Origin of the sequence: Bacillus sp. JJ1521 (assembly GCF_036965165.1) — a bacterium.
Taxonomy (GTDB): Bacteria; Bacillota; Bacilli; order Bacillales; family Bacillaceae_L; genus Ferdinandcohnia.
This window is the reverse complement of the sequence record NZ_JBALOX010000062.1, coordinates 973-11908: the sequence shown is the minus strand read 5'-3', so window position 1 is coordinate 11908 and position 10936 is coordinate 973. Positions and strand designations below refer to the sequence as shown.

The window sequence follows — 10936 nt, the reverse complement described above, 5'->3', positions numbered from 1 at the left end:
AGAAAACCTTTCAACAGATGAAGGGGACCAAACCACTCAAGGCAATTAAGTTAATTAGAAACCAGCTAGGTTATGATCAAACGATAAAGGACATGAGTAAAAAGTTAGGTTTTAAAACGGATTATCTGTTCTCGGTGCTCCAAACACTAGAGGAAATTGCTGATACTCTTGATACGATGGAACAATTTGCAGAACGTTTAAAGCACCTTGAAAATCTGTTAAAAATCTCAAAATTTAATAAAAATAAAGATTCGATTACACTTTCCACATTCCATAGTTCAAAAGGGCTTGAGTTTAAAAAGGTTTATATGATTGATTTAATCGAAGGTGTGATCCCATCGCATGATGAGATTAATAAGTATAAAGATGGCAACCGTGATCTTATGGAAGAGGCTGTCCGACTTTTTTATGTTGGAATGACACGTGCTGAACAGGAGCTGGAGCTCTTATCTTATAAGAAACAACATGGAAAAGATGTTGCCCAGTCTCGATTTGTAGCAAATGTAAAGAATATCACTTCACCACAAGTGAGGGTAGTGGCACCGGAAACTCCGAAAAAGCGAATACGGGAAAATTCTGTTGTCCCATATAATTCAAATGCGATCAAAAAGGGAGAAGAAATAAAAGAGGGAATGGTTGTAAAGCATCGTGTTTTTGGACACGGAACAATTGTTTCGGTCACTGGTGACAGGATCGAAATTCAATTTCAAAAAGAAAAGAAAGCCTTACTGCTTGAAACCTGCTTAGAAATGGGGTTATTGGAGCCGGCGGTAGAGGTGTGAGTAAAATAGAACAATTAAAAGGAAAGGCACAGTACCTTTCCTTATTTTTCACTTTTTATTTTTTCAGTTGATTCTGCTTCAGCTTTTGTGTCTACTTGTGTTTTCTCAATTTTCCCTGCTTTTAGTTGTTCGATTTCTTTCTCCAGTTTTTTGATGTGTCTTTGCTGCTTGTATTGACGGAGAATGCCGAACATACCTACGATCAGACCACCTAGTAAAGCTGAACCCAAAATGATTAAGATAAGAGGAATCTCCGTATAACCAAAAACAAAATTAACCCTAACCGAATCCACATTCACAACAGCAAATATGGCAACAATAAGTGCAAAAAAAAGTCCTAAAATAAAATTCCACTGGAATCTCAAAACATACAACTCCTTAGTTCTTCATCATTTTATCTTACCCTATTTTAGCAATACATGTTCGGATCTTCATATCAATTATTCGAAATCATTTTCAAAACTATATATAATAAATGTATCGAAGGCTAACGGAGTTGAAAACTATGAGTACGTTATTTCCAACGCTATATGATTTTTTCATGAAACCACTTGAAAAAAGAAAATTCATCTCAATTCGAAGTCAACTACTAGCAAAAGCAAGTGGCAAAGTACTGGAACTAGGTTCAGGAACGGGTATCAACTTTCCACTTTACCGAGATGTACAATGTGTCACGGCAATTGAACCAAACCAAAATATGACTACCAGGGCAAATGTGAATAAAGCTCAAGCAGAGGTGCCGATTGAAATTGTTCAAGTAAGTGCAGAAGAATTACCTTTTGAAGAAAATACATATGACACCATAGTTGCGACACTAGTATTCTGCACGATTCCTGACGCAGAAAAGGCTTTACTTGAAATGAAAAGGGTTTGTAAACCAGATGGGACAATCCTCATGTTTGAGCATGTAAAGATGAGGAATCCATTTCTTTCGAACCTACAGGACTGGCTGACACCTGCTTGGAAAAAAGTATGTGATGGCTGTTGTATAAATCGAGATACGGAAAGACTTGTAAAACAAAATGGTTTAACGATTGTAGACAAAAATGAATTTTATAATGGACTATTCATTGCGATGGAAATGCGAAATATCAAAGAGGAGGACTGACCAATGGTTACAGAAATATACTTAAACGATTCAAAATTAAATGTAACAGATTAACATGAAGAACTAATAAAAAATTTACTATTAGTTAAAGTCGATTTTAAAGTTAAAAGTGAAGATTACCATGATGTAACAACTCTTTTATACGGGAGAAATTTTGATTTAAAGGTACCCACTAGAGAAATAGAGTGTAGAGTTACAATCGATGAATACTCAACCTCGTTAACTAATCTTTATGAAAAAGATCAGGTCGGGAACTTTAAATTATCCCTTCGTGAAATTAGAGACTAGGAGGGAGCTTAAAATGAAATTAAGTATCTTAGATCAAGCTCCCATTTCAGCTAATCAAACTCCACAGGACGCATTGATTGAATCAATGAAACTCGCACAAGCGGGGGAACGATTAGGTTACACAAGATATTGGATTGCTGAACATCATGATTTATCAGGACTTGCTTGTCCGGCGCCTGAAGTTATGCTTGGCTACATTGGGGCACATACAAAATCTATACGAATTGGTTCAGGCGCTGTTTTACTGCCTCACTATAAACCATATAAGGTAGCAGAAGTCTACAATATGCTTGCAACATTATTTCCAAATCGAATAGACATCGGAATCGGCAGGGCTCCTGGTGGTTCTGCTGAAGCGACCAGTGCGTTATCTGATAACTTTTTGCAACAGGTTTGGAAGATGCCAGAATTAATCGATATGCTGCTTCATTTTATACATAATGATTTTCCGCCTGACCATGAATTTGCTAACTTAAAAGCTGCTCCAATGCCGACAATACAACCAGTTCCTTGGCTACTGGGAACAAGTAAAAAGAGTGCATTACTTGCTGCGGAAAAAGGGTTAGCATACACATTCGGTCTGTTTATGAGCGACAATGATGGAGAAGAGATCGTAAATGGATATATGAATAGCTTTACACCACGAAATCAAGGTGACAAGCCCCAAGTAATTGTTACTGTTTCTGCCATTTGTGCTGAAACCAAGGAGAAAGCAGAAGAAATTGCGCTAAGTTCTTATGTGTGGGGTAAGCAAAGAGAAAAGAGGGAAGGAAAGGAAGGAGTTCCGTCCATTTTAGAAGCAAGGGATTACCTTGAGAATAAGAAAATTCATGAGGGCTTTGAAAAAATGAAACAAAAGGTCATCATTGGAAATCCAAAGAAAGTAAAGGATAAGCTTTTAGAACTTAAAAAAACCTACAAAGCCGATGAAATCATGATCGTCACAATCACACACTCTCCTGAGGACCGACTTAAATCATATGAACTTATTGCTAAAGAGCTGGAGCTTACAACCATATAAGATCATCGGATGTAATTCTGGGGAGAAATCTAACAACATATTTAAGCACACATTGTATTTTTACATTAATAATACGTGTGCTTTTTATAGTTTAGTGTAAAAACGTATTATATTGAAACCTAAAAAATATCAACTGTAAAACTCGGTATATATCACGAATATTGGTGATATCTTTAGAAGTTGACCAGTGAAAGATAGTACTGTATTTTACTATCTCAAAGAGGGTCAGTGAAATTAACTGTTTTGACCGTCGAATTAAAATAGATGCTTGTTGTTATATGTTTTGTTCGCTCCGTATTTTATTGAGTAAAGCCCTGCAGCCTGCTGAAATAAGACGATAGGTTTCATCAAAATCACCTGTGTAAAATGGGTCGGGGATATCTATCCTGTATTTGGTCAGGTCGAGTAACCTAATGATCTTTGGATGATTATGCTTGCCAGTTTTCCTTAAGATACTTCTTATGTTTCTTTTGTCCATTCCCATAATGTAATCAAACTTCCAAAAGTCTTCTTTCTTTAGTTGACGTCCAATAAGACCATCAGAAGAGATATCGTATTTCTTTAGAATATCAAGAGTTCCTTCATGCGGAGGAAATCCGATTTGCAATCGACTTGTTGCAGCAGAATCAACTGCGATTTTGTTTGTCAAATTTTCCTTTTCCACTAAGTGACGAAAAAAAGCTTCAGCCATCGGTGAACGGCATATATTCCCCATGCACACAAATAAAACGTTGATCATTTATTACACCTCCAGTCATTATTGGAGTCTTTTAATAATTAAACTGCTCCTACGATGATAACGAGTATACACATACTATAAATAAAGCAAATACGCTCGATATGTACCCTTTGCCATATAGAACCTCCCTTCCCGTTCTTTTGTAATCCCAACATATGTACAAAACAGAAAAATGGAACGGCTCTATTCTAATTTTTAGAGACCAGGGTGGAATGAGTCTTATGGCACAAGATTTCCTAAGTGGGAGTCCTTTTATATTAGTTAATGAAAAAGACTATATATACTAAATTCCATGTTTGTCTATTTCAAATAATGCCTGTTTAACATACTTTGTATCAAATTCGATTATTATTTGGGGGATCTTATGTTTAATCAAATTAATATTTTCAAATTTAAGGTAAACGGGATGACACAAAATTCAAATATAAATTTTGGAGGGACGTTACAAAACAGCCATACTGCGAACATAAAATTATACGGTGCTAATTTTTCAATGGGTGATTTTTCACCAACTAGTTCTCTGAATATTTCTAAGGTAAATGATTCCGATATAAGTGATCAAGGTCAAATCGAAAATCCATCTGCACCCGAAAACGAAAACATTTAATGACAGTTCATCTTTAATTATAGGAATATGGCTCTATTCTCTGAACATAGTTATTAATTAAACATCGCGAGCTTTATATCTTAATTTGTAAATTTGTACAAGTTTTCGCTAAGATAGTTAGGATGAGTTAGCTCAATAAAATAAAAAAAGGCTTAAGGAAGATTTTCCTTTAGCCTTTTTTGTTATGCACATGGTGTTTCATTATATATCTGCCGTCAGCTCGGCCTTTTTCTTTGCTCTTAGGAATTTCACAATATTGATAACAATAGTTTTAATAACTGCATACGTTGGGATTGCTAGAATCATGCCCAACACACCTGCTAGATTTCCCGCTGCGAGCAAGAGTATGATAATCGTCGCTGGATGTGTATCAAGCGTCTTTCCAAGAATTAGAGGGGAAAGGACATTCCCTTCAATTTGCTGTGCAATTACTATCACTAACACCACTAGCAACGCCTTCATAGGGGAATCAAATAGTGCTAAAATTACAGCTGGCGCTCCTCCTAGTAGCGGCCCAACATATGGGATCATATTTGTCACAGCAACAATCAATGCCATCACAAGAGCAAAGGGTAAATCAACGATTAAATATCCAATAAACGAAAGGGTTCCAACTGCTAATGCGACAGTAACCTGTCCTTGAATATATGCCGAGAGTGTCTCCCCAGTTTCTTTTAAAATTGTTAGAGCCTCGTCACGGTATGCATTAGGAAAAAATCTTACAATTGCTTGTGGAAACCGATGACCATCCTTTAACAAATAAAACAAGAGGAAAGGCACCGTTACAAGAATGATAGCTATATTCGCAATGATCGCAACAATTTGAGAAATCCCACCTGTAATTCTATTCGGAAGGGTATTTGCAAAAGCTATTAATTTTTCTTCAACCGTATTTAGAAGTTCCTGTTGTTCATCCTGAATCCATTTAAATTCTGAGGATTTGGTGAATTCCTCAAAAAAATCCATCGCTTGGTTCGCATAACCGGGTAATGCATTTCCAAGTGCTGTAAATTGCTTTGTAATCATTGGAACTAAATTCCCAACTGCTAACACAATCAACCCAAAGAACACGACATAAATGATTAATATGCCAAGGATTTTTGGAACCTTATGACGTTGAAGGAATTTTACTACAGGATTTAATAGAAAGAAAAGAAATCCAGTAATCAAAATTGGAAAAAAGATGGTTGAGAAAAACACGCCAATTGGTTTAAATAAAAATGTGATTTTCGTTGAAACAAAGATAATTGTTAGTATTAACAGGATTTGAATAAGCCAATATTGAAATTTCGTTTTCGACAAAGTATGTACCTTCTTTTCTATTAATATACAGATACTAGAAGTATAACAATTCGCGAAAAGGAAAACAATTACTTCCTACATAGGAATCATTTACAAGTATTATATGTTTGCTCATACAAATCCTGAGTAAATTCTTCTGGCTTTCCATCAAAAATAATTTCGCCATTTTTTAAAGCAAGAAGTCTTGTTGCGAACTGTTTAGCAAGTTCGACATCGTGAAGGTTCATAACCGAAAGAAGTGTATGACGTTCATGGAGTTCTTTTAGTAATGAAAAAATACGATTGGCCGTTCCTGGATCTAAGCTTGCAACTGGTTCATCGCCTAAAAAAACGCGAGGCTTTTGCAAAAGGGCACGTGCAATCCCAACACGTTGCTTCTGACCGCCGCTCAAGTGTTCTATCCGACGATTCTCAAATTCAGAAAGACCAACAACCCCCAAAATCCGTCTTGCATTTTCGATTTCTTCCTTTGAAAACACCCCTAGTAAATTCCGCACAGAACTTCGATAGCCGAACATGCCTGTTAATGTGTTTTGTAAAACAGTTAAGCGGGGGATCAGGTTAAAATGCTGAAAAATCATCCCAATTTCACGCCGTATTAAGCGCTGTTGTTCCTTAGTCTTGCTTGTAAATGGATCACCATCCCAAAACACTTCACCAGTTGTAGGCTGTTGAAGACCATTCATACACCGAATAAGTGTAGATTTTCCCGCGCCGCTTTTACCAAGTACACAGACAAATTCACCCTCATCCAATCTAAGATTGACCGCCGATAGAGCAGGCCTTTCTGTATTCGGATAATAGACAGTAACATCCGTTAATCTAATCATTTCAATGCTCCCCATTTAAATAACTTTATTCCGAACATAGCTTCCAAACGAATCTACAATAATGACAATTAACATGATTAAAAATACATCCAAGGATACAGAGGAATATTGAAAGCTTTTAAAATCATTAAAAAGGCGCTGTCCAATCCCACCACCTCCAATAAATCCAAGGATGAGGGAGGTACGAATCGCAACCTCGAAACGATAAAAATATTGGGACAAAACATTCGGCCAAATTTGTGGAAGGATGCTAAAAAGAGATGCCAACCAGTTTTTCGAACCGACTGCTCTCATTGCTTCGTGTGGTCCGGATTCTGCAGATTCAATTAGTTCGGAAATTAACTTTCCGAGTACACCGATATTATGAAACATAATTGCTAAAACAGCAGGGAAGGGACCAAGCCCTAGTGCGGTGAGTAAAATTAATCCGAACACAATTTCTGGAATGGAGCGAACAAAGCTCATCAAAATTCTTGTGAAATTAAAAACCATTGCAGATGGTGAAGTATTTTTCGCCGCAAGGAAACTGATTGGTAAGGCAATGATTAATCCAAAAAAACTTCCTAAAAATGCCATTGCAAGTGTCTCTGCACTGTCCCTTAGCATCCTGGGCAAAGCTGAAAAATTCATTGGAAACCATTGCGAGAGAAAATCAATCATATTTCGAAAATCACGAAATTTTGAAAGGTCAAATTCGGTTAACCTCATACTTACGGAAATCGCAATACCTATTAGAACTACAGTTAGAAAGGTAGTTCGTTTAAACCACATGTCGATCAGCTCTATTCATTAATAATTCCTTGTTTTATTGCAGCTTGGCGGATGCTCGCATAATCCTCATCTCTTGCTTCTGTAAATCCACTTGCACCAAAAGCAGCCAAGATTTCCTCATCTTCAATTGCTAAAAAGGCAGCCTTAAGGGTTTTAATGGTTTCTTCATCCGTATCTTTATGTACCGCCCACGGATATTGAAATAATTTTTCAGATTCCCAGATCGTTTTAAATAATGAACCATCAATTTTCCCAGATTCAACAAGCTGATTATAAATGGCACTGTCAATGGCACCAGCACCGACTTGTTTATTTTGTACGGCTAAGGCAGTCGCATCATGGGAGCCGGTGTATCGAACAGATTTAAATTGATGGACATCCTCGGATTCGAAGACTCCACGATCCTTTAATTCGATAGAAGGAATGAGGGAGCCTGATGTTGAATTAATATCACCAAAAGCAAAATCGATTTCCTTCGAATGTGTTACTAAATCTTCAATTGAATTGAATGGACTATCTTTATGGGTAATGATATACGAATGGTAAAATGGCTCACCATCTATCAGTTGTGTAATAATCGCCTTTGCACCACTTTTTTCATGTGCCACAACATAGGTTAATGGACCAAAATAGGCCATATCAATCTTGTCATAATTCATAGCTTCTACTACACCGTTATAGTCAGGATATACCTCAACGGAAACGTCACGGTTTAATTTTTCAGTTAAGATCGTTTGAAGTTTGTCCATCGCCGTCTCCATTTCACCAACAGTTTGTACAGGGATAACTCCAATTGTAAAAGCTTCTTCTTTAACATTATTATTTTTATCATTGGCATTTGTACCACACCCAGCTAGAAGGAGGGTAAAAACTAAGAAAAGAAAATAGAACGATATCTTTTTCAATATAAGCACCTCATTTATCAAATATATTTATGTTATTGTTTCCTAACAATCTAAAAAGGACTCAAAATCGAGTCCTTAAACTACCATAATATAGCCAGGTTTTTCGTTTGTAACTTCGCCAATAATGGTAGCATCTACATTCTTTTCATGTAGTTCCTGAAGCATTTTTTCGGCTTCAGCCTCTGGGATAGAGACAAGGAGTCCACCTGACGTAATCGCATCACATAAAATGAGTTGATCAATTTCATCTAAACTCGAGCTATACTCTACTCGTTCAGAGAGCCAAGCATGATTTTTCTTTGTTCCACCAGGAACTACCTTTTGTTCAGCAAGCTCTTTTGTTCTTGGTAAAATCGGGACATTTTCGTATTGAATCGTCATTCCAACCTCGCTTCCTTCAGCCATTTCCATTGCATGCCCAAGTAGACCGAACCCCGTTACATCTGTGCAGGCATGTACATTATAGTGATCCATCACCTGGGCAGCATTTTTATTTAATGTTGCCATGACTCCTGTCACTTTTTCAATATCTTCTGGTCCTAACAAATCTCTTTTAATCGCTGTTGTTAAGATCCCAACACCAATCGGTTTTGTTAAGATAAGACGGTCACCAGGCTTTGCACCAGCATTTGCACGAATTCGATTTGGATGGACAGTACCTGTTACAGATAAGCCAAATTTAGGCTCTTTGTCATCGATAGAGTGACCACCAACTAATGATGCTCCCGATTCTCTAACTTTTTCTGCTGCACCAGCTAGAATGTCTGCAAGGATACTTTTATCTAATGTATTAATAGGGAAGGCGACGATGTTCATGACCGTAATCGGCTTTCCTCCCATTGCATAGACATCACTTAACGCATTGGCAGCAGCAATTTGTCCAAACATGTAAGGATCGTCCACAATCGGCGTAAAGAAATCCAGTGTTTGCACAAGTGCAACTTCATCATTGATTTTATATACTCCTGCATCATCAGGGGTATCAAGACCCACTAATAAATTTGGATTTGGTGTAGCTTTCGGTAAATGACGCAGAACCTGCGTCAGGTCCTCAGGACCGATTTTGCATCCTCAGCCAGCTTTCGTTGAAAGGGAGGTCAATTTAATAATTTCTTCCTTCTTAGACATCAACGTCACTCCTTTCTTATTTTTATTTTGGCACTAACTCAGTATCTTATTTCCAAGACTTATTTTAGCATAAGAAATTTAGTATAGAAATTTATTCGATTTTATTATTTCATTTTTATCCTAATACGGCATAACAAAATTACACTAGAATAACGATGAATTTATTTTTTTCGAACATTGTTAAATCTCGATATCGACTAAATTTCTTTAATGAAAGCGTTATTAAAGATTTAGAATAAATGTAATTGTTGACATTATCTGAAAATAATTATATTATGATAACAATTATTTGGCGGATACCATATTCAAACAAAAAACATAAGTTTAGAAAACACCACATCAGGGGGATTACACAATGAAACAACCAACAAAAAAATATTTGATTGATCGAATGTATAAAGCGTCCCAAGGACTTGCAAATGCAGTTTTAGTGACACTTGGTATTGGGCTCCTTATGGGATCACTTGGAACATTTACTGGCTGGGAAGGCTTTACTATAATCGGAGTTTCGGCACAGCTTATGTTAGCTCCAGCTCTTGGGGCAGGGATAGCGTACCAGCTTGGAGGTAATACACTAGTTATTTTCAGTGCAATGGCCAGCGCTACGGTAGGAGCAAGCGCTGTTCAGTTAACTGAAAATGGCGCTACATTAGTGACAGGACAACCATTAAGTGCCGTTATGGCTGCTGTTATTGCTACTTGGGTAGGGAAGCGTGTTGCTGGGAAAACAAAACTTGATATGATGGCAATTCCTTTTACAGCTATTTTTGTAGGAGGGATCGCTGGTGTATTTTTATCAAAGATTACCACACCGTTGCTAGAATGCCTAAGCGCACAAATAGCTACATCTGTTGCAGATTCTCCTATAATTGGACCTATGGTCATCGCTCTTGTTTGGAGCATTTTTCTAATGTCGCCAGCCTCTTCAGCCGCAATTGCGATTGCGTTACAGCTTGATCCGGTTTCAAGTGCAGCAGCTTTAATTGGTTGTACAGTTCAATTTGCCGGATTCACCGCCATGTCATTTAAACAAAATGATGCCGGGGCTAACATTGCACAATCCTTAATTACTCCCAAGGTACAATTTCCGAACTTAGTCAAAAATCCACGGCTTGCGATTCCGCCGTTTATCGCTGCAGTCATTTGTGCACCAATTGCAACATTGATTTTTGATTTTCAAGTTCCTTATCAATTGGCTGGCCTAGGTCTAAATTCATTAATCGCACCGATCAATATTTTAGCTGAACAGGGTCCTATCATATTATCAATTTACATTGCTCTTGGGATCATCCTTCCAATTATTATAACTTTGGCTATCTATCATGGTTTAAAAGTCATTGGATGGACAAAAGCATCTGACTTAAAAATGGAATTGCAATAAAGTGAAACATCCATCAGTAGGGGTTTACTTCATCACCTAACTGATGGTTAGTTGATGCCCACATGATGTGGGTC

At 37.2% G+C, this 10936-nt stretch carries 13 protein-coding genes; 6 read left to right on the top strand and 7 right to left on the bottom strand.

Annotation, left to right across the window (positions count from 1 at the left end; genetic code table 11):
- Positions 1-782 (top strand): 3'-5' exonuclease (locus V7147_RS09865; RefSeq protein WP_335367682.1); only part of this gene is annotated, 782 nt, incomplete at its 5' end.
- A 41-nt stretch (positions 783-823) separates the two neighbouring features.
- On the opposite strand, the gene V7147_RS09860 is transcribed toward V7147_RS09865, so the two are convergent.
- A complete protein-coding gene (locus tag V7147_RS09860; protein ID WP_335367681.1) occupies positions 824-1147 on the bottom strand; it encodes a LapA family protein in 324 nt (107 codons plus the stop codon).
- A 140-nt stretch (positions 1148-1287) separates the two neighbouring features.
- Between V7147_RS09860 and V7147_RS09855 the strand changes: the two genes are divergently transcribed.
- The 3 genes from V7147_RS09855 to V7147_RS09845 all read left to right on the top strand — a co-directional run bounded on the left by V7147_RS09855 (position 1288) and on the right by V7147_RS09845 (position 3199).
- The gene (locus tag V7147_RS09855) at positions 1288-1890 is read left to right on the top strand and encodes a class I SAM-dependent methyltransferase (RefSeq protein WP_335367680.1); all 603 of its coding nucleotides are present in this window, start codon (positions 1288-1290) and stop codon (positions 1888-1890) included.
- Between the two features lie 66 nt (positions 1891-1956).
- Positions 1957-2178, top strand: coding sequence for a DUF3219 family protein (locus V7147_RS09850; protein ID WP_335367687.1), 222 nt, complete (start codon positions 1957-1959; stop codon positions 2176-2178).
- Between the two features lie 13 nt (positions 2179-2191).
- On the top strand, positions 2192-3199 hold the full coding sequence (locus V7147_RS09845; RefSeq protein ID WP_335367679.1) for an LLM class flavin-dependent oxidoreductase: 1008 nt from the start codon (positions 2192-2194) through the stop codon (positions 3197-3199).
- Positions 3200-3473: 274 nt separating this feature from the next.
- Here the strand turns inward: V7147_RS09845 and V7147_RS09840 are convergent, their stop codons facing one another.
- Positions 3474-3938, bottom strand: a complete 465-nt coding sequence (locus tag V7147_RS09840) for a low molecular weight protein-tyrosine-phosphatase (protein ID WP_335367678.1) — start codon at positions 3936-3938, stop codon at positions 3474-3476.
- A gap of 364 nt (positions 3939-4302) precedes the next feature.
- Between V7147_RS09840 and V7147_RS09835 the strand changes: the two genes are divergently transcribed.
- The gene (locus V7147_RS09835) at positions 4303-4545 is read left to right on the top strand and encodes a spore germination protein (protein ID WP_335367677.1); all 243 of its coding nucleotides are present in this window, start codon (positions 4303-4305) and stop codon (positions 4543-4545) included.
- A 201-nt stretch (positions 4546-4746) separates the two neighbouring features.
- On the opposite strand, the gene V7147_RS09830 is transcribed toward V7147_RS09835, so the two are convergent.
- The 5 genes from V7147_RS09830 to selD form a co-directional block, all read right to left on the bottom strand.
- Positions 4747-5847 (bottom strand): AI-2E family transporter, encoded by a 1101-nt coding sequence (locus V7147_RS09830; RefSeq protein WP_335367676.1) that lies wholly within the window; start codon positions 5845-5847, stop codon positions 4747-4749.
- An 86-nt stretch (positions 5848-5933) separates the two neighbouring features.
- Positions 5934-6677: a phosphonate ABC transporter ATP-binding protein gene (gene phnC / locus V7147_RS09825; protein ID WP_335367675.1), complete on the bottom strand. Its 744-nt coding sequence runs from the start codon at positions 6675-6677 to the stop codon at positions 5934-5936.
- A 15-nt stretch (positions 6678-6692) separates the two neighbouring features.
- Entirely contained in the window at positions 6693-7448 is a 756-nt protein-coding gene (gene phnE, locus V7147_RS09820) for a phosphonate ABC transporter, permease protein PhnE (protein ID WP_335367674.1), read from the bottom strand.
- An 11-nt stretch (positions 7449-7459) separates the two neighbouring features.
- Entirely contained in the window at positions 7460-8353 is an 894-nt protein-coding gene (gene phnD / locus V7147_RS09815) for a phosphate/phosphite/phosphonate ABC transporter substrate-binding protein (protein WP_335367673.1), read from the bottom strand.
- 75 nt (positions 8354-8428) lie between these two features.
- Positions 8429-9481, bottom strand: coding sequence for a selenide, water dikinase SelD (gene selD, locus V7147_RS09810; RefSeq protein WP_335367672.1), 1053 nt, complete (start codon positions 9479-9481; stop codon positions 8429-8431).
- Positions 9482-9836: 355 nt separating this feature from the next.
- On the opposite strand from selD, the gene V7147_RS09805 reads away from it, so the two are divergent.
- Positions 9837-10862 (top strand): PTS transporter subunit IIC, encoded by a 1026-nt coding sequence (locus V7147_RS09805; RefSeq protein ID WP_335367671.1) that lies wholly within the window; start codon positions 9837-9839, stop codon positions 10860-10862.
- The last annotated feature ends 74 nt before the right edge of the window (positions 10863-10936 follow it).

What these genes read in the sequence shown, in the direction of transcription:
- V7147_RS09855 (WP_335367680.1), top strand. Translation starts at nt 1,288, where the DNA reads ATGAGTACGTTATTTCCAACGCTATATGATTTTTTCATGAAACCACTT.
- V7147_RS09845 (WP_335367679.1), top strand. Translation starts at nt 2,192, where the DNA reads ATGAAATTAAGTATCTTAGATCAAGCTCCCATTTCAGCTAATCAAACT.
- V7147_RS09840 (WP_335367678.1), bottom strand. Translation starts at nt 3,938, where the DNA reads ATGATCAACGTTTTATTTGTGTGCATGGGGAATATATGCCGTTCACCG.
- V7147_RS09835 (WP_335367677.1), top strand. Translation starts at nt 4,303, where the DNA reads ATGTTTAATCAAATTAATATTTTCAAATTTAAGGTAAACGGGATGACA.
- phnC (WP_335367675.1), bottom strand. Translation starts at nt 6,677, where the DNA reads ATGATTAGATTAACGGATGTTACTGTCTATTATCCGAATACAGAAAGG.
- phnE (WP_335367674.1), bottom strand. Translation starts at nt 7,448, where the DNA reads ATGTGGTTTAAACGAACTACCTTTCTAACTGTAGTTCTAATAGGTATT.
- V7147_RS09805 (WP_335367671.1), top strand. Translation starts at nt 9,837, where the DNA reads ATGAAACAACCAACAAAAAAATATTTGATTGATCGAATGTATAAAGCG.